Raw genomic sequence first — 19,905 nt, 5'->3', positions numbered from 1 at the left:
TACACCCATGAACAAAACACTCCTGGCGCATGCCGCTGCGTGTGCGCCGGCTGAATCGTGCGGCTATGTGGTGAAGACACCTGCCGGGGAGCTGTATTTTCCCTGCCAGAATCTTTCCGCTGAACCGACCCTGTATTTCCGCATGGATCCGGCTGATTACCTTCAGGCGCAGGCGGCAGGCGATGTGGTGGCCCTGGTCCACAGCCATCCCGATGGCCTGCCGTTTCTCAGCGATGTCGATCGCCGCCTGCAGGTGCAAAGTGGCCTGCCGTGGTGGCTGGTCTGCGATGACCGGATATACAAATTTCGCTGCGTGCCGTTCCTCACAGGGCGGGCTTTTGAGCATGGCGTGGCTGACTGTTACACCCTGTTCCGTGATGCGTACCATCTGGCCGGTATTGAGATGCCGGATTTTGCGCGGAGGGAGGACTGGTGGAAGCAGGGAGATAATCTGTATCTGGATAATCTGGAGGCGACCGGCTTTTACCGGGTGAATGCCGCAGAGGCCCAGCCCGGAGACATTCTGATTTGTTGTTTTGGTTCATCGGTTGCCAACCATGCCGCGATTTACTGCGGCGACGGCGAACTGTTGCACCATATTCCTGACCAGCTCAGTAAACGCGAGAGGTATTCTGAAAAATGGCAACGCCGCACACACTCAATATGGCGACACCGGGCATGGCAAGAGTCTGCCTTCACGGGGATTTACAACGATTTGGCCGCCGCTTCAGCCTCAGTATAAAAACAGGGGCCGAGGCCATTTACGCGCTGGCCATGCAGATACCGGGCTTCCGGCAGAAAATGAATGATGGCTGGTATCAGATACGCATCGCCGGTCAGGATGTGAATGAAACCAGCCTGTCAGCCCGTCTGCACGAGCCACTGCCGGACGGTGCCATTATTCATATAGTCCCACGCATGGCCGGGGCGAAATCCGGTGGTCTGTTCCAGGTGGTACTGGGGGCCGTGGCAATAGCCGCGTCCTTTTTTACGGCAGGGGGAAGCCTCGCTCTGTGGGGATCCGCGTTATCTGCCGGTGCTATTTCGGCATCTTCAGTCCTGTTTTCTATGGGGGCAGCCATGATGTTGGGTGGTGTGGCGCAGATGCTGACGCCGCAGGCAAAAATCCCCTCGTCCCGGCAGACCGATAACGGCAAACAGAACACCTGGTTTTCGTCGCTGGATAACATGGTGGCGCAGGGCAATGCCCTGCCGGTGTTGTACGGTGAAATGCTGGTCGGCTCCCGCACGATCTCCCAGGAAATCAGCACACGGGATGAAGGTGGCGGGGGGCAGGTGGTGATCATCGGTCGCTGACTTACTGCAGCATATTTGTATTTACATAGAACCGCCTCCGGGCGGTTTTGTCGTTTCAGAAGGAACAGATTATGGGTAAGGGTGGTGGCAGCAGTAAAACGCCGCATGAGGCTCCTGACGACCTGAAATCCAGCCAGATGCTGACCGTTGTTGATGCCATCTGCGAGGGGCCGATAGAAGGCCCCGTGGACGGGCTGAAAAGCGTCAGAATTAACAAAACGCCGGTCCTCGACAGCGACGGTAACGCGATGGTTCACGGTGTCACCGTGGTTTACCGCGTGGGGGAGGATGAGCAGACCGCGATGGAGGGGTTCGAAGACTCCGGTGCTGAAACCCTGCTGGGCGTGGAGGTGAAGAAGTCAGAGCCGGTGACCCGCACCATTACCACTAAAACGCTGGACCGTCTGCGCTTTACCTTTGGTGTGCAGTCGCTGGTCAGCACCAGTACCAAAGGCGACCGCAACCCGACCAGTGTACAGATGCTGATCCAGTTTCGCCGGGATGGCCAGTGGCAGGTGGAGCGGGATATCACCATTACGGGGAAAACGACCACGCAGTTTCTGGCATCTGTGGTGATTGATGATTTACCGCCCCGACCGTTTGAAGTCCGCATGCTGCGCCTCACTGATGACAGCACGACAGACCTGCTGCAGAACAAAACGGTGTGGTCGGGCTATACCGAAATCATCGATGTGAAACAACGTTACCCGAATACCGCTGTTATCGGCGTAAAAGTGGATGCGGAGCAGTTTGGCAGCCAGCAGGTCACGCGAAACTATCTCCTGCGCGGGCGTATTGTGCCGGTGCCGTCGAACTACGACCCGTTAAAACGGATCTATACGGGACTCTGGGACGGGACGTTTAAACCCGCCTGGACAGATAATCCGGCCTGGTGTGTGCTGGATATGCTGACTCACCCGCGCTATGGCATGGGAAGCCGCATTGGTGTTGCGGATGTGGACAAGTGGGCGCTGTATGCCATTGCACAGTACTGCGATCAGCCTGTTCCTGACGGTTTTGGCGGGACAGAGCCACGTATCACCTGCAATGCGTATCTGACGGACCAGCGTAAAGCCTGGGACGTGCTGGGGGACTTCTGCTCCCTGATGCGCTGCATGCCGGTGTGGAACGGCAGTAAACTGACCTTTGTGCAGGACCGGCCCGCCGATAAAGTCTGGACCTATACGCAGAGTAATGTGGTGATGCCCGCTGACGGTGCGCCGTTCATCTACAGCTTCAGCGCCCTGAAAGAGCGCCACAATGCCGCCGAGGTGCGTTACACCGACCCGAACAACGGCTGGGAAACATCCACCGAACTGGTGGAAAACGATGCTGCCATCCGGCGCTACGGTCGCAACGTTCTGAAGATGGATGCGTTCGCCTGTACCAGCCGTGGGCAGGCGCACCGCGCCGGACTATGGGCCATCACCACCGAATTGCTGGAAACGCAGACGGTGGATTTTTCCGTAGGGGCTGAGGGGCTGCGACATGTTCCCGGCGATATCATTGAGGTCTGCGACAGTGATTATGCTGGCGTGACCGTGGGCGGACGCATCCTGTCGGTCGACAGCCTTACGCGCACGCTCACGCTGGACCGTGAGGTGGAGATACCGGCAGGCGGCAATGTGGTGCTGAACCTGGTGGGCAGCAATGGCCAGCCTGTTACCGTCGCGGTCACCGCGCACCCCGCCCCGGACCGCGTCACCGTCAGCCAGTTACCCGATGGCGTGGCGGAGTACAGTGTGTGGGGGCTGAAACTGCCGGACCTGCGCCAGCGGCTGTTTCGCTGCGTGGCCATACGGGAAAACGATGACGGCACGTATGCCATTACCGCCGTACAGCATGTTCCGGAGAAAGGATCCATCGTGGACAACGGGGCGACGTTTGATCCGTTACCGGACACCGGTATAACGAATACGCCGCCTGCCGTGCAGCACCTGACCACAGAGATTCTGGCGGAGGACGGGCAGTATCAGGCGCGGGCGCGATGGTCAACTCCGCGTGTGGTGAAGGGGGTTAACTTCTCCCTGCGCCTGACGGTGAAAGCGGAAGATAACAGCGACCGTCTGGCCAGCAGCCTGACTCTGAGCGAAACGGAGCACACCTTCCGCAACCTGACGCCGGGGCGTTACACCCTGACGGTCCGGGCAGTGAACAGCCAGGGCCAGCAGGGCGACCCCGCCAGCACGGATTTCAGCATCGCCGTACCCGCAGTACCGTCTTATGTTGAACTGACTCCCGGCTATTTTCAGATAACCGCCACCCCGCGCCAGGCAGTATATGACCCCACGGTGCAGTATGAATTCTGGTTTACGGTTACGCAGATTGCCGATATCCGCCAGGTGGAAACCGATGCGCGTTATCTCGGCACCGCGCTGTACTGGATTGCAGCAAACGCGAATATCAAACCCGGCAAGGATTATTACTTTTATATCCGGGCCGTGAACCAGGTCGGGAAATCGGCGTTCGTGGAGGCTAAAGGGCAGGCCAGCAACGATGCGGCGGGTTACCTGGATTTCTTCAAAGGGGAAATCACCGAAAGCCACCTGGGGAAAGAGCTGCTGGAGAAGGTGGAGCTGACGGAAGACAACGCCAGCCGGCTGGATGAGTTTTCGGAAGAATGGCAGGACGCGAACGGCAAATGGAATGCCATGTGGGGTGTGAAGATAGAGCAGACCAAAGACGGGAAGCACTATGTGGCTGGTCTGGGCCTGAGCATGGAGGACACTGAAGAAGGGAAGGTAAGCCAGTTCCTGGTGGCAGCAAATCGTATCGCGTTTATCGACCCGGCAAACGGCAATGAGACCCCGATGTTTGTGGCTCAGGGTAACCAGATATTTATGAACGAGGTGTTCCTCAAATATCTGACGGCTCCCACTATCACCAGTGGCGGTAACCCACCGACCTTTACGCTGACGCCTGACGGCAAACTGACCGCCCGTAATGCGGATATCAGCGGCCATATCAGTGCGAACTCTGGTGCTCTCAACAATGTGACGATTGAGGAAAACTGCACCATAAAGGGGACGATGCGGGCAGAGAAGATTGTCGGCGATATCGTTAAAGCAGTTGGGCGGGCTTTCCCCGGAATTCCGGGTTTTCCGAATGGAACCCTCACGGTCCAGATACAGGATGATCACGATTTTGATCGGCAGATAATTATTCCACCCATCACTTTTGCAGGAGCAAGTGGGCAATCAGCCACAAGTAATGACCGGTGGACAGATTGTGGGCTTGTTGTGAAGCACAACGGCAGAGAGATATACAACGCATATCCCGCAATTCCAACGAAATCATTCAGTACGGTCATTGATATGCCTGCCGGAGCTGGAAATGTGACCATGAGCTTTACGGTTTCAAGCAAGGGTAATGGTGGCGGCGGTGATACTCCTGCTTTTATCAGTAACCTGCTGGTCATGGTGGTGAAGAAGAACAGCACAGGCATCAGCATTTACTGATGACTGAATCCCAAAATGAGCACTCATTCGGGCTTTTTTTGTATGGAGGAATTATGGCAGTACTTATCTCTGGCGTATTAAAAGACGGGGCGGGGAAACCGGTACAGGACTGCATCATCCAACTGAATGCGAAGAAAACCAGCGCGACCGTTGTTGTGGAGGTTATGTCATCCTCTGTTACGGACGCGAACGGCTATTACAGCATTGAGGCTGAACCGGGTTATTACAGTGTGTCACTGCAGCGGGAAGGTTTTCCTCCCTCAGTGGCTGGCGATATTTACGTGGCCCCGACCGATACGCCGGATACCCTGAATGCGTTTCTCGATGCGCCAAAGGACGCGGACCTTCGTCCGGAGGTGATGAAACGTTTTGAGGAAATGGTAAACCGCGTAGTGGATTTGAGCGGTGCAACAGAGAAGGATAGGGAACGAGTCGAACAGGCCGCACAGTCAGCGGAACAGAGTAAAGACGCGACAGCGTTGTCTGCAACGGCTGCGGCAGAGTCACAGCACCAGGCGGCACTCTCTGCGGGTGCTGCTGATGATTCTGCCCGGTCTGCTGCAGTTAATGCCCGACAGACCGCGCAGAACGTTCTGGCCAGCAGTGCAGATGCTGACAGTGCGGCAAAGTCGGCACAGACAGCGACGGAACAGGCCGAAAAGGCAAAGATCGCCGCTGATGCGGCACAGAAAGCGCAGCAGGAGGCAGGCGCTTCGGCACAGTCTGCAGCAGGGAGTGCCGGAAGTGCAGCTGCATCAGCACAAACAGCGGGTGAGCATGCCGGTAATGCAGCCGCATCTGAAACCTCAGTGCGTGAAAGCGCCCTCACGGCTACACAGGCTGCAGAACAGGGGGATAACAGCGCTGCAGCTGCAGCGATAAGTGAACTGCATGCCAGGGAATCCAGCGACAAGGCCGCTAAATCAGAGACTGCGGCATCAGCAAGTGAAGCATCAGCCCTGCAGTCAGCCAAAACGGCTGAGAACCAGAAAAATCAAGCAGCTGAGAGCGCCACCCGCGCAGAACAGGCCAGAGATGAGGCCCTGACGCTGCGCGATGAAGCTCAGGAAGACGCCCTGAATGCCCGGAACAGTGCACAGGCTGCTGCTGCCAGTGAAAAAGAAAGTGGACAGGCAAGGGATGAGGCACAGCTTCTTGCTGAACAGGCCAGAAGTGCAGCCTCAAAAGCCGCCGCTGATACCATTAAAGAGATACAGGAAAGTGAAGACCTCAGTGGTCCGCCAGGTCCGCAGGGGCCAGCAGGTGCAAAAGGTGAAAAGGGGGACAAGGGAGACACGGGGTTAACGGGGGCAACAGGACCAACTGGCCCTGCAGGTCCGCAGGGACCGGCAGGTGCAAAAGGCGAAAAGGGTGGCAAGGGAGACACCGGGCTAACGGGGGCAACAGGACCAACTGGCCCTGCAGGTCCGCAGGGACCGGCAGGTGCAAAAGGCGAAAAGGGTGACAAGGGAGACACCGGGCTAACGGGGGCAACAGGACCAATAGGCCCTGTAGGACCGCAGGGACCGGCAGGCGCAAAAGGGGATAAGGGAGATAAAGGGGATACCGGGTTAACTGGACCACAGGGACCTGCAGGCGCAAAGGGAGCAACAGGCGCTACTGGACCGCAAGGGCCGCAGGGACCAGCAGGCGCACCAGCGGGTGCACTTTATGCTGTAGGTACATTTGCGCTGGCATATATGCCATCGCCTGGAGGGGTAGGTACTAATCCAGGTACAAGTTATTCGGGGGGAAGTTTAATAGCGTGTGGAATTATCAGCAACAGAGATGGTAAAGCGTCGTTTTGTATTATGAGTCGTAATGGCAAATTTACTTTGCCGGGTACATGGCGTTCGTGTGGGATTGCAACCAATTCTTCTGAAGGTCTGGCTGGGTCTATTTTGGATTTCTATGCAGGTCTTTTTCAGCGAATTTCATAAAAGGAGATTATATGAATATTGAGGGCATTCAGGCTCCTGAGTGGGCGAATAAAGAACATACAGCGATTAACTGCAGGGTTAAATTTGCAGAGTTTGATGAGTTTCTGCCGTTCACTGCATGCCCGAATGATTTTGAGGAGCATGGACGCCGTATCTACAGCGAGCTTGAATCAGGAAAGTATGGACCTGTCGCCCCTTATATTGTGACTGACAAGATGGTGGAGGATTTACGTAACCAGAAACTGGCTGAAATCAGCAACTGGCGGGACGTTCAGGAAAACGCCAACATTATTTTTGAACTGGACAATCGCCGGTGGGATGGAGGCAAAGCGTCGCAGGAGCGTCTTGCGCCCGTGGTTATGGCTGCCAGTGCAGGAAAGTTACCTGTGGGATTCTTCTGGACGGATGCAGATAACCACGATGTTCCGGTGAATTTTGCGTTCCTGCAACAGCTGGAGGCAGCGATGGTGCAGGCAATGGTAATGCACGGCTTCAGAATTCACGAACGGCAGCGACAGATGAAAGAAGAGGTGACAAAGCTGACAGATATGAGCGCCATAATTGCTTACCAGCCAGGATGGCCGGAGGGGGCATAATGAGTCGCTTTACCACGCCAGCAATACTGGAAATGCTGGATCACTACCGATGGCGCGTATACGCGCCATTTTCGTTTTATCTGTCTGACAATAGCAATGATGTGATTGAGGTACCTGCAGGCTTCGTGACGGACCTTGCCAGCGTCCCGCGCATTCTGTGGATATTGTTGCCTCCTGACGGGAAGTATGCCAAAGCCGCCATTATTCACGATTACCTTTACGACAATGCATTGCGCACAAAGGCTGAAGCTGACCGGATATTCCTTGATGGGATGACGGTGCTGGGTGTGCCTAAGTGGAAGCGTATGTTGATGTATGGAGCAGTGAAGTTGTTCGGCAGAGGGCGTTATCCGATAGTGTATTAATGCTTCATTCTGTTAGTATTTAACAAATAAGTTAATGGAGATTATTAAATGAAACGGATAATTTTTCTTTTGTCGGTGCTCAGCCTTTCGGGATGCGTAAATCCATACAATTACCGTGAGGACCAGAATATTTTGGCGTCGTTTACTACGACGAAAAGTGCTGACGATACGCAGGTATGCATACTCTCTGCATGGCAACGTGAACCTCTGTTGACTCAAATCATACCCCAAAAAACTGGTAAATATTACAGTGTGCTGGCAACCGGCGATAATGTAGATGTTTACACGGATAATGGAGTTACTATTATAAATTATTATTCGTTACGGGGGGCTCTTGACGTCATGGATGGAAAGAATAAAAGAATAGCAGGTATAAAATCCTGTCTTTAATTTGTATAGAGAAAGGCCTCTGCATGTGCAGGGGCCTTTTTTTTGTGGCCTGTCCATGCCACGCTAACCGGGATACGGGCAGACAGAGCGAGCACAAAGTGGCTGGCAAACTGGTGAACGTTCGATATTGCGAGTATTGAATGATTGCCAGTCACGGTGGATTGTACTTAAGCAATATGACGGTTCAGGGCGTGTAATCTGAAACCAGCCATATATCAGCCTCTTCAAACATTTCCTGAACAGTACGGCTTATCTGTTCTTTCTCATGCTTGCTGGCGTCGGTGTTGATCGCCGACAGTGTCATCATCGGTTTAACCCGAACATCAGCATCGGGGAAGATCCGGTGCACTCTCTTTCTCAATTCGCCCAGAATGATATCTTTTGCACCGGGCAGACCATCAAAATTCCTTTTGTCATAAACGAGTTCCACGAACATTGATTATTCCTCCTTTACTGGATGTATATACAGTATTTATAATGTGTTTTTATTCGGTATTCAAGAGAGGGCGTAAACATGGGCTTTCCTTCACCTGCGGCAGATTATGTTGAAACACGAATCTCCCTCGATCAGCAGTTAATCAGCCAGCCCGCAGCGACTTATTTCATGCGGGCATCGCGTTCACATTTCAGGGAAGGGATAATCCAGGGGGCGCTGCTTGTTGTGGACGCGTCGCTTTCAGCCTGTGATGGCTCGCTGCTGATATGCGCGATAGATGGGGAATTCAGGAGCAAGCGATACCGAACTCATCCCCAGCCCCACCTTGTTAATCTGGAGAACGGGGGAATGGAGGCGCTGCCAGTAGATGATGGCGGTTACAGTTCTGCACCCGCTATATTCGGGGTGATCACGTACATCATTAATGATGCCAGGAATGGAGAGTTCGACGATTGCCCGGTGATGTGAGCACATCACTGTTAAGTGAAGTATGAAGTGGGGTTACGTGGTTGAGGTTAATTATCATTTCTGTCTGGATTGTTAGACAAACCAACCCCTACTTTTACCGCAGCGAACAACATGATGCACAGAGTGGTAATCACGGCAAATACTAATGAGAGACTAGTAATCATAGGGCTTCTTAATGTCAGATGAATTCTATTGTCAGACAACTGTATAGAGAAAAGGTTCCTGGCAATTATCGTGCTTGCTACTCAAGAGGATATTACAATCCGATAGATCGTAGTTGGCTGGTGATCTGTCGATAGTTTCACCCCAATAATTCCCCGGAGTTTCCCCGTACAGAAAACAGGCATAAAAAAACCAGCCGTAACAGGCTGGTTCTTAGAGGATTTTGGGTCGGCACGAGAGGATTTGAACCTCCGACCCCCGACACCCCATGACGGTGGCTACTGTTTTTAGGATTGCTATGTGCTAAAAGCGGAAATAAATAACAATTGTTCGATAATCACTTTTAGTGATCAGAAGCATGAAATTTCCTGTAAAAAATCCCCTGCAGCAATATGCAGGGGCTTATATATGATGCCGGGTGCCTCCCGGTAAGTCTTTGGGTAACCTCCCATGACTCGCTGCTTCAGTCGTGCATGATGAACATTCCAGCATAGAAGTCATCAGGTTAATTAGCCCTGCCGCTCAGAAGGATTCATCATAAAAGGCAAGATAGCATGAAGAGGGTGAGAGAGATATCGGCATTTAATCAGATAACAAAGAATATTTCTCTCATGTCAGTGTAGGTATTAAAATGTTGAATATGAAAAAAAGCCTGCTGTTAGCAGGCCGTAAATATTTTTAACTCATTTTTTGTTCGCTTCTGATAAATATGGTAAGAATGCAATCAAACGTGAAGCAGAGAGCATAGAAAAAAGCTATAAATATTTCCTTGCAGCATCAAGTATCTCCTGTGACGTTAACTCCCTGTCAGAAGCTACGTAAACAATACCATGAACGCTAGTTAAGGAAGGAAAGCCTGCAGACATAATCCGAAGATGCGTTTCTTCACCGTTCGGATATTCCTGCCTGATAGAGGATATACCTTCCAGAACAGTCATGACTTTACAGGATTCAGCATTAAAGAAAACAAGGACTTTTATCATATTCCACTACCCTGTTCTCTCGTGGATGTAAACAGTCAGATGCCATAAGGTAAAAGCAAAGACGTGATGCTTTCGGAGGCAGCCTCGCCTCTTACGCACTTTATTATTTAACAAGCAGTTAGCTTCTGCTTTCAGACTTTTATGCAGCAGTCCTGCACTTCATCACATCGGTCAGCACACTCATAATTGCGAAAAAATATGCTGACCTGATATTAAGAATAAACGACTTTTATCTGATTTAAGTTATGGAACTGTCTACTCAGGAATAATTCTTCATCGGTATCGCAGATCCACAAAGATTTATTTATCGCAAAGTATTACGTTTGCAGCAGCAGGGCCTTTGTCACCACTGTGAATGGCGAATTCAACTTTCTGTCCTTCAAATAAGGTCTTAAAGTTGTCGCCGTTAAGCGCAGAAAAATGAACTGAGATGTCTTTACTACCATCAAGAGGAGAGATGAAGCCAAACCCTTTGTCTTCGTTAAACCATTTTACCAAACCTTTAATTCTTATGGACATACCAACTCCTGCCACACATGATTGTATTGATAGTAAACGCATAGTATTAAACGTATGGACTCAAAAGGGGGGGATATCAGCGATAACACCTGGTAATGAGGACTACACGGAAAATCTTTTAACGTTCGTCTGTACATTGAACTGATGGGATTCATTAAGGCACGGTAATTAATAATAAGCAAATTATATTTTAGCCATCCAGAGAATCTGCAAGAGAAATTAAACTGGCAAAGGCCTCAACCTCCCTTCAGGGTGCCTGTGGTTGCGAATATCTACCTCTCCTGAATTTAAGTGCCTCAAAATAAATAGATTAAAACTTAACCACATGTGATACGGTGAGGCTCGTTCATTGAAAGGTTAATGGTTATGTCTATTATCAATTACGCAATGAAACTCTTCACCAGTGCGTCTACCGCCACTGCCGTCTGCCCTGTTTGTGGCTTAAAATCGGCTCAACTTTTGTCAAAAATCCGGCGCAATCAGGCCATGCTTTGCCCTGGATGTAAGGCTCTGTTTATCTCCCGACGCTAGCTCGGCCAAAAAACGCAGACAAAACTCATATTCTATACTTAAGTCAAATCCCAGCAGCTGTTAAATCCCTGATGCCTTACGCCCATCCTGAGAGAACGTTTCTGAACTGATTTTGCAACTGCTCCTGCATGCTAACTCTGCATCAGAGCAATGCTATGAAAATGAACCCCAGGGCGTGGTTTAACCGCCCCCATATTCCGATGAATGCTACCGAAAGCGTAACGTTTTCGGCGAACGATCCTGCCGGTGAAGGCACTCTGCAGTCAGAACTCTTTTCGACCGCCCAGATGGAACGCTACGGTCAGAAGCTCGCCCGGACCCATAAATTATCGCCGGATAAACATCCTTATTATCTTCTAAAAAGACTCGGCGAGAATGAGGCCATCATCACCCAAAGCTGTTATGAGCTTAACGCGGGTAAAAAGACCAGCATCATGCCTGCCGGGGAGTGGTTGCTGGACAATTATTATCTTATTGAGGAACAAATCCGCACGGTCCGCCAGCACTTGCCGAAAAGCTTTGGTAAAGGTCTCCCGTCGCTGATGTCGCCGCTGAATTGCCCACGAATTTACAATATTGCATCAGAGGCCATTGCTCACGGTGACGGGCGCTGGGATGTCGCCAGCCTGACCAGCTATCTCACTGCCTATCAACAGGTGACACCGCTGACGCTGGGTGAAGTCTGGGCGTTACCGGGAATGCTGCGCCTGGCGCTGATTGAAAATCTTCGTCGTATCAGTATCGAAGTGATCAAAGCGCAGCAGGACAGAACGCTGGCTGATATGTGGATAACAAAGATTTTCGGATGTGCAGAGAATGCCCCTGGCGATTTAATCATGGTGGTTGCCGATATGGCACGCTCCCGACCTACGTTAACCAGTGCATTTGTCGCAGAGCTGGTGCGGCGCCTGCAGGGGCATGGCAATGCGTTGTCGTTACCTCTGACCTGGGTTGATCAGTGCCTTCGGGAACAGGGGATCACCACCGACGTTCTCATACATAATTTCAATCAACAGCTTGCCGCCAGCCAGCTATCTGTCAGTAACAGCATCGCGGGTCTGCGATTACTGAGTGAAACGGATTGGGCTGATTTCGCCGAAACGATAAGTGTCGTCGAACAGGCATTACGCAATGATCCTGCCGGTATCTATCCTCGGATGCACTTCAATACCCGGGATCATTACCGGCACGTTGTTGAGGTCCTGGCCAGGGACAGTGTTCTCAGCGAGCCTGAAGTTGCTGACAGGGTGCTGACGCTTTCAGGGAACAGTGCTCCCGATACACTGGAACATCATGTTGGTTATTATCTCGCAGGCGAAGGTCGGCAGGCGCTGGAAATTCATCTGTTAGCAGACACCTCAAGGCTCATGCGCTTGCGGCACAGTTTCAACAGAATAACCCTGCTGTCATGGCTTGGAAGCCTGGCGTTGTTGACAATCGCAACGACCGCAACGATTTTGCACGAAACAGCCATGCAGGGCGCAGACTGGCTGTTGATCGCAGTGATATTCCCTCTGATTATCGCTGTAACTCAGTTAATGAGCGATTTACTCAGTGACGCAACCACCCGTTTTCGCGTTCCTCGCCCATTGCCGCGGATGGATTTCTCAACCGGCATTCCCCCTGACAGCGCCACTCTGTTAGTCATCCCCTGCATGCTGACCAGCCACGAAAGTTTCAGCCAGCTCCTCACCAGTCTTGAAGTCTGCTGGCTGGGGAATGAAAACGAAAATCTCAGGTTTGCGCTGCTCACTGATTTCGCTGATTCTGCAAATGAACCCTCGCCGGAAAGCCAGATGCTGCTCAGACAGGCGATCGCTGATACGCAGGCGCTGAATCGCCGCTATCCCTCCAGCCGCCCACGTTTTTATCTGCTACACCGCCAGCCTGAATGGAACCCCGCGGAAGGAACGTGGATGGGCTATGAACGCAAGCGGGGAAAACTGGCGTTACTGAATAGTTGGTTGCGCCATCCGGGGACACAATTCGTCAGCGTTGCAGACATGCCTGCTAACCTTTTACCGGGCCACATTAAATACGTCATTACCCTGGACAGTGATACGGTGCTGCCGCGCGATACGGCGCACAAACTGGTCGCGACGATGGCGCATCCGCTGAATATGCCAGAGTATGATCCGGTACACCAGAGGGTTGTCAAAGGATTTGGTATTTTACAACCCGGCCTTGCGGAGGAGATACCACGCAACGGTCAGGGACGTTACGCCGCCATGCGCAGCAGCATACCGGGCAATAATCCCTATTCGATGATGTCTTCGGATATCTATCAGGATCTTTTTGGGGAAGGATCGTTCGTGGGCAAAGGGATTTACGATGTTGACATTTTTATGCAAGCCACTGCCAACACCTGCCCGGAAAACCTGGTTCTCAGCCATGATCTACTCGAAGGATGCTATGCACGTTCGGGTCTGCTGAGTGAGGTGTTACTCTATGAACAGTACCCGAATAATTATCTGTCGGATGTTGTACGCCGTTCACGCTGGATCCGGGGGGACTGGCAACTGCTTAACTGGCTGAAACCACGTGTCAGAAGAGCCGATGGAACCCGGACCAGGAATCCGCTGACCGCGCTTTCTTACTGGAAATTACTCGATAATCTGCGTCGCAGTCTGGTCGCCCCTTCATTACTGGTATTGCTGTTCTTCACCCTGCTAGGGGTACCTAATCCTGTTTACTGGCTGGGCGTACTGTCGCTGATATGGCTGTTGCCAACTATCCTCTGCATCACCCATGACCTGCTGCATAAACCTCTGCGTCGCCGCCTGAAGCCGCATCTGTTACTGGTAGGGGCGGGCGCGCTGAAGCGTTTGTCAGGTATCGGCCTTAATTTTGCGATACTGCCGCACGAAGCCGGATATTCGCTAAAAGCGATCGCCGTGACGTTATGGCGATTGGGGATCAGCAGGCGTCACCTCAGCCAGTGGGTCAGCCACAGCCTGGACAGCAATCAGGCCGGACCCACTGTCGCGCGTTTTTATCAGGCGATGTGGCTGAATGTTGCATGTGGTGTGATGCTGATAATACTGACCGGACAATTTGCTCCACAACTGCTGGGGATTGCGTTGCCGATCGGTTTGTTATGGTGTGTGGCACCGCTGCTGATGAGCTGGCTGAGTCGCCAGCCTGCGCGTAAGGTGTTTTCGCCCAATCCGGAACAAAAACAGCTGTTGCGCCAGACAAGCCGTGAAATCTGGGCGTTTTTTGAAACCTTTGCCACAGAAAAAGAGAACTGGCTTCCGCCTGATAACTACCAGGAAATACCGCAGCCGACGGTGGCCCATCGAACTTCTCCTACCAATATTGGCCTTTCCCTCATGGCTAACCTGACGGCATGGGACTTTGGCTACCTGCCCGGCGGGGAAGTGCTACGGCGCGTGTCGCTCACGCTCGACACAATGGATAAAATGGAGCACTACCGGGGCCATCTCTACAACTGGTATGACACTCGTACGCTGGCCCCCCTCAGCCCACGCTATATCTCAAGCGTCGACAGCGGCAACATGGCAGGGCATTTGTTGACACTGCGTGCAGGGCTGTCCGCCATGCGTCATCAGCCAGTTTTAAACCGCCAACAGATACTGGCAGGACTGAACGATACGCTGGATATTCTGGAAAAACAGTGGGGTCAGAACCCGCCTGACAGCTTGCGGTTGCTGCGAAAACACTGCCTGAGCGCGGTGTCGCTCTCTCCGCAGACATTTTTCAGCGAGCTGAAAAATATGCGCACCCAGTGCAATCACCTGAACACGCTATGCCGACAGGGATCTCCTCTTCAGATGCGTTGGGCAGGACATCTGGAGCATCAACTGGTTCAGCTTTGCCATGAGTGGTCGCTGCTGCTTGGCTGGTTACCCGCATCCTGGAACGAACAGACGCTGCCGACTTTGTGTGAGCTTGCCCGCGCAACATTTACTGGTGCAGGAACCCCCCCGGCGTCAGCGACGGAGCAGGCCCGGATGCGACTCAATATTATCACTGAACTTGAACAACGGCTGGATGAGCATGCCCGGATGGATTTCGCCTTTCTGTACAGCGAACCAACCAGTCTGCTCAGTGTTGGCTATAACTGTGACACGAATATGCCTGACAAGAGCCACTACGATCTTTTGCCGTCTGAAATCCGCCTGACCAGCTTTCTTGCCATTGCCACTAATCAGCTACCTCTTAAAAGCTGGTACGCGCTGGGGCGACTGTTCACCACCATTGACAATGAAACAGCCCTGATGTCATGGAGCGGGTCAATGTTTGAATACCTGATGCCGAATCTGGTAATGCCCACCTGGCCTGGCAGTCTGCTCGATGAAATGAGTCAGTCGGCGGTTATGCGCCAGATTCATTGGGGGAAAGAACGCGGAGTACCGTGGGGCGTTTCAGAGTCTGGTTATCATGCTTTTGATGTTCAGCATAATTATCAATATCAGGCATTTGGTGTGCCGGGTCTCGGCCTGCGAAGGGGGCTTGCTGATGACATGGTTGTCGCCCCTTACGCCACACTGCTGGCGTTGATGGTTTCCCCACAGAAAGCTTGTGAGAACCTGATAAGGCTGCAAAAAAATGGCGCACTTGGTGAATACGGTTTTTATGAAGCGCTGGACTATACTCCCTCACGCCTCGCAACCGGTCAGCTCTATGCGGTGGTTCAGTCCTGGATGGCGCATCACCAGGGGATGGCGTTTCAGGCGCTGGCTCATGTGCTACTTGACGCCCCGATGACTGAACGCTTCATGTCCAGTACGGTCTTCCGCTCAGCGAGCCTGCTGTTACAGGAACGCGTGCCGGATGCAGTCGATCTGTACAGTCCGCGCCGTCATTTTGAATCTCATGAGGGCAGGGTCAAACCCGTTCGCTATGAACCCCGTATTTTCTATGGCGTGGACACGCCGGCCCCGGATATTCAACTGCTGTCCAACAACCATTATCATCTGATGTTGACCACGGGCGGCGGCGGCTATAGTCGCTGGAATAACATTGCGCTCACGCGCTGGCGCAGTGATACCACCCGCGATAACTGGGGAGCATTCTGCTATATCCGCGATATACAGACGGGGAATGTGTCGAGCAATACCTGGCAACCGACAGCCCACACCAGCGGGCATGACGAGGAAGTGATATTCACCGATGCGAGTGCTGAATTCAGACGCTCTTTCGATGGGCTCAGCGTCAAAACTCAGGTTGTGATCTCCCCGGAGGATGATATTGAGTTGCGACGACTCACACTGATTCATCGTGGTCGCCAGCCTCGCTCTCTGGAAGTGACAACCTATGCCGAAGTAGTACTGGCACCTGAAGCCAGCGATCTGGCGCACCCGGCATTTAGCAATTTGTTTATTCAGACGGAACTGGATCCTGAGCGTGACGCTATTCTTTGCCACCGGCGCCCGCGTTCTCCGGGTGAAGCGAGTTCCTGCCTGTTTCACATGATGGTGGTGCATGGCGATAACCGTCATAACGTTTCGTTTGAAACAGACAGGGCAAAATTTCTTGGTCGTGGCAGAAACCCTGCGGATGCCCAGGCAATAAAGGCAGGCGGGGCGCTCAGCAACACGTCGGGGTCAGTGCTGGATCCGATCCTGGCAATACGCCACGCCATCACTCTGCAGCCGGGGCAGCCGGTCACGATTGATATCATTTATGGCATCAGCGAGACCCGCCAGCATAGCCTGGCATTGCTGGAAAAATACCGCGATTACCCTATCGCTGATCGTGTATTTGAACTGGCCTGGTCTCACAGTCTGGTGGTGTTACGCCAGATGAACGCCAGTGAAGATGATGCCACTTTGTTTAATCGTCTTGCCAGCGCGGTACTTTACCCTGTCCAGGAGCTGCGCGCCGAAGGCCAGGCGATCAGCCGCAACCGGCGTGGTCAGTCCGGTCTGTGGGGCTGGGCAATTTCAGGTGATCTGCCGATAGTGCTGATCAGTATTACCAGCGAGGAAAGTATTGCTTCAGTGACCACACTGATTCAGGCACACCGTTACTGGAGACAGAAAGGACTGGATGTTGATTTGGTTATCCTGAATAACAGTCCCGGCGGCTACCAGCAGGGCTTACAAAATCAGATTATGGACTTAATTTATGCCGGGTCTGAAGCCAGTCTGCTGGACAAAACGGGCGGTATTTTTGTTCGTAATGGCGAGCATCTCTCTGCTGAGGATAAGTTGCTTTTGATGAGCGTGGCCTGTCTTTATCTTGATGACCGCACAGGTAATATCAATGAGCAGCTTAATCAGCGTACTCATACCCTTAAACCTCAGGCCAGAGCACTCATTCCACGGGCTGTACGCGAGCGTAATCAACATACGGACTGGAGTCCCGATATCAGTCAGTTATGCCATTTCAATGGGTACGGTGGATTTTCTCAGGATGGTCGGGAATATCAGATTGTTCTGCGGGAAGATGCGCAGACACCGGCACCCTGGTCAAACGTACTGGCAAATGCCCGTTTTGGCACTGTGATTTCAGAGGCGGGACAGGCCTACTCCTGGTATGAGAATGCACATGAATACCGGTTGACACCGTGGGAGAACGATCCTGTGAGCGATCGCAGCGGCGAGGCGTTTTATCTGCGCGATGAAGAGAGTGGTGAGTGTTGGTCACCGACGGCTTTACCTGTTCGCGGACATGGTGATTACCTGACCCGCCATGGTTTTGGTTACAGCGTGTTTGCCCATCGAGAGAATGGTATAGACAGCGAGCTGACGGTCCTGGTTGCCGAAGAGGCGCCGGTTAAACTGGCGCTCCTGACGCTCAGTAACTCTTCGGGTCGGACACGCAAACTTTCCGTCACCGGCTATGTGGAGTGGACGCTCGGAGGAACACGAACTCGCTCAGCCCCTCACATTGTGACACATACGGCCAGACCACTTGGCGGCTGCGGAGTGCTGGCGAACAACTTTTATGGCGATAACGGTAGCGGTCGTACTGCCTTTTTTGCCGTCAGCGGTAATGACTGTTCGTTGACCGGGGACCGCCGGGAGTTTATCGGTCGTAATGGTTCTCTGCACGCCCCGTCGGTCATGAAGCTACGCAGGCTTTCAGGTAAAACGGGCGCCGGTCTGGATCCCTGCGGGGCAGTACAATCGGCGGTAACATTAATTGATGGGGATCAGAGGACGTTTATTTTTATCCTCGGCGCAGAGGAGGATCATATTCGAGCTCAGGAGACGCTTGCCCGTTATATGAATGAGGAGACGGTCCGCGAGGAGCTGAACCGGGTTCACAACCACTGGCACAATGTGCTCGATAAAATTGTGGTTAACACTCCCGACACATCGGTAAATTTACTGGTGAATGGCTGGCTATTGTACCAGACGGTAGCCTGTCGCCTGATGGCTCGCAGCGGTTACTACCAGTCCGGCGGCGCATTTGGTTTTCGCGATCAACTGCAGGATACGCTGGCGCTGAGCCATGCTGATCCGAACCGGATGCGAGAACAGATGATCCTGTGTGCATCACGGCAATTTATTGAGGGTGATGTACAGCACTGGTGGCACCCGCCACACGGCAATGGAGTGCGCACTCGCTGTTCCGATGATTATCTGTGGCTTCCGCTTGCCGTTTGCCACTATGTTGAAACGACGGGGGATATGGATGTACTGGAAACACGTATTCCTTATCTGGAGGGACGTCCGCTTCAGCCTGGTGAAGAGTCTGCCTATGATACGCCGGTGATCAGCGGTACCGAAGAGACACTCTGGTTACACTGCGTCAAAGCCATTAAGTATGGACAACAGTTCGGGGAGCATGGTCTGCCTCTGATGGGGGCTGGTGACTGGAATGACGGCATGAACCGGGTGGGGATCGAAGGCAAAGGTGAAAGCGTCTGGCTGGGCTTCTTCCTGTTCGACATTTTGCAGCGGTTTGCGGCACTGGCTGATCGCAGGCTGGATGAAAGCGTCGCCTCAATGTGCCGTTCACAGGCTATGCGCCTGCAAAGCAATCTCGAAGCCCACGCTTGGGATGGTGAATGGTACCGGCGTGGATATTTTGACGATGGTACTCCCCTGGGGTCGAAGGCTTCACAGGACTGCCGGATTGATGCGATTGTGCAGAGTTGGTCTGTATTGTCCGGGGCCGCAAGCCCGGGACGGTGCGCAATGGCCATGCAGGCGCTGGATAAGCACCTTGTGGATAACGAGGGGGGACTGATAAAACTATTAACACCTCCTTTCGATGGGCACGGTCCAAATCCTGGTTACATACAGGGTTACCTGCCTGGTGTGAGGGAAAACGGAGGACAGTATACACATGGCGCTATCTGGGCTGTGATGGCATTTGCCCGAATGGGGAATGCCGAACGCGCTTGGCAACTCTGGTCAATGCTCAACCCGATAAATCATACTCTGAATACAGACTCGGCCGGGATTTATAAAGCTGAACCTTATGTCATGAGTGCTGATGTCTACAGTGTCGCTCCCCATATCGGACGTGCAGGATGGAGCTGGTATACTGGTTCTGCAGGCTGGGCCTGGCGTTTACTTACCGAGGAATTACTGGGGATAAAACGTTCCGGTGCTGACTTTACGGTTCATGCCAGGTTGCCGGATGGGTGGACATCTTTTTCTATGAGCTACCAATATGGCGAAAGCCATTATCAAATTAGTGTCTCACGCGGCGATGCAGAATATCGCGTGACACTGGATGGTGTTCTCCTCCCTGATGACAGAATACCGCTGAAGGATGATGGACAAAACCATATGGTTGAGATCATTCAGAACTGACA

General features: G+C 52.7%; 14 protein-coding genes. 10 read left to right on the top strand and 4 right to left on the bottom strand.

The features are described 5' to 3' along the window. The first annotated feature begins 7 nt into the window (after nucleotides 1–7). From BZK41_RS09960 to BZK41_RS09930, 7 genes are all read left to right on the top strand, one after another. Nucleotides 8–742: a C40 family peptidase gene (locus BZK41_RS09960; protein ID WP_079938056.1), complete on the top strand. Its 735-nt coding sequence runs from the start codon at nucleotides 8–10 to the stop codon at nucleotides 740–742. Then, nucleotides 640–1,317 carry a tail assembly protein gene (locus BZK41_RS09955; RefSeq protein WP_079938055.1) on the top strand — a complete coding sequence of 226 codons (678 nt, stop codon included), beginning with the start codon at nucleotides 640–642 and terminating at the stop codon, nucleotides 1,315–1,317. The genes BZK41_RS09960 and BZK41_RS09955 overlap by 103 nt, the downstream gene beginning before the upstream one ends. Nucleotides 1,318–1,388: 71 nt before the next feature. Next, nucleotides 1,389–4,775, top strand: a complete 3,387-nt coding sequence (locus BZK41_RS09950) for a phage tail protein (protein WP_079938054.1) — start codon at nucleotides 1,389–1,391, stop codon at nucleotides 4,773–4,775. Between the two features lie 53 nt (nucleotides 4,776–4,828). After that, nucleotides 4,829–6,715 carry a prophage tail fiber N-terminal domain-containing protein gene (locus BZK41_RS27545; RefSeq protein WP_079938080.1) on the top strand — a complete coding sequence of 629 codons (1,887 nt, stop codon included), beginning with the start codon at nucleotides 4,829–4,831 and terminating at the stop codon, nucleotides 6,713–6,715. Nucleotides 6,716–6,726: 11 nt separating this feature from the next. Continuing rightward, nucleotides 6,727–7,311: a DUF4376 domain-containing protein gene (locus BZK41_RS09940; protein WP_079938053.1), complete on the top strand. Its 585-nt coding sequence runs from the start codon at nucleotides 6,727–6,729 to the stop codon at nucleotides 7,309–7,311. Continuing rightward, nucleotides 7,311–7,676 carry a DUF1353 domain-containing protein gene (locus BZK41_RS09935; protein WP_079938052.1) on the top strand — a complete coding sequence of 122 codons (366 nt, stop codon included), beginning with the start codon at nucleotides 7,311–7,313 and terminating at the stop codon, nucleotides 7,674–7,676. Before BZK41_RS09940 ends, BZK41_RS09935 begins: the two co-directional genes overlap by 1 nt. Before the next feature lie 48 nt (nucleotides 7,677–7,724). Beyond that, nucleotides 7,725–8,066: a hypothetical protein gene (locus BZK41_RS09930; RefSeq protein WP_079938051.1), complete on the top strand. Its 342-nt coding sequence runs from the start codon at nucleotides 7,725–7,727 to the stop codon at nucleotides 8,064–8,066. Between the two features lie 184 nt (nucleotides 8,067–8,250). On the opposite strand, the gene BZK41_RS09925 is transcribed toward BZK41_RS09930, so the two are convergent. Continuing rightward, the gene (locus BZK41_RS09925; protein ID WP_079938050.1) at nucleotides 8,251–8,502 is read right to left on the bottom strand and encodes a DinI family protein; all 252 of its coding nucleotides are present in this window, start codon (nucleotides 8,500–8,502) and stop codon (nucleotides 8,251–8,253) included. A 78-nt stretch (nucleotides 8,503–8,580) separates the two neighbouring features. Between BZK41_RS09925 and BZK41_RS09920 the strand changes: the two genes are divergently transcribed. Beyond that, on the top strand, nucleotides 8,581–8,970 hold the full coding sequence (locus BZK41_RS09920) for a S24 family peptidase (protein WP_079938049.1): 390 nt from the start codon (nucleotides 8,581–8,583) through the stop codon (nucleotides 8,968–8,970). Nucleotides 8,971–9,017: 47 nt separating this feature from the next. Here BZK41_RS09920 and BZK41_RS27755 read toward each other — a convergent pair whose 3' ends face one another. The 3 genes from BZK41_RS27755 to BZK41_RS09910 form a co-directional block, all read right to left on the bottom strand. Next, nucleotides 9,018–9,134, bottom strand: coding sequence for a YnaM/YnfT family protein (locus BZK41_RS27755; protein WP_352471416.1), 117 nt, complete (start codon nucleotides 9,132–9,134; stop codon nucleotides 9,018–9,020). Nucleotides 9,135–9,887: 753 nt separating this feature from the next. Continuing rightward, the gene (locus tag BZK41_RS27540; RefSeq protein WP_079938048.1) at nucleotides 9,888–10,115 is read right to left on the bottom strand and encodes a hypothetical protein; all 228 of its coding nucleotides are present in this window, start codon (nucleotides 10,113–10,115) and stop codon (nucleotides 9,888–9,890) included. A gap of 300 nt (nucleotides 10,116–10,415) precedes the next feature. After that, nucleotides 10,416–10,634, bottom strand: a complete 219-nt coding sequence (locus BZK41_RS09910) for a cold shock domain-containing protein (protein WP_079938047.1) — start codon at nucleotides 10,632–10,634, stop codon at nucleotides 10,416–10,418. 360 nt (nucleotides 10,635–10,994) lie between these two features. On the opposite strand from BZK41_RS09910, the gene BZK41_RS27380 reads away from it, so the two are divergent. Both BZK41_RS27380 and BZK41_RS09905 read left to right on the top strand, forming a co-directional pair. Beyond that, a complete protein-coding gene (locus BZK41_RS27380) occupies nucleotides 10,995–11,165 on the top strand; it encodes a YnfU family zinc-binding protein (protein ID WP_309295033.1) in 171 nt (56 codons plus the stop codon). A 155-nt stretch (nucleotides 11,166–11,320) separates the two neighbouring features. Next, nucleotides 11,321–19,903, top strand: coding sequence for a glucoamylase family protein (locus BZK41_RS09905; protein WP_079938046.1), 8,583 nt, complete (start codon nucleotides 11,321–11,323; stop codon nucleotides 19,901–19,903). Nucleotides 19,904–19,905: the final 2 nt, after the last annotated feature.

Source organism: Citrobacter sp. A316 (assembly GCF_002042945.1).
Lineage (GTDB): Bacteria > Pseudomonadota > Gammaproteobacteria > Enterobacterales > Enterobacteriaceae > Citrobacter > Citrobacter portucalensis.
Note: the sequence above shows the minus strand (reverse complement) of the source record. Positions and strands in the feature narration are given on the sequence as shown.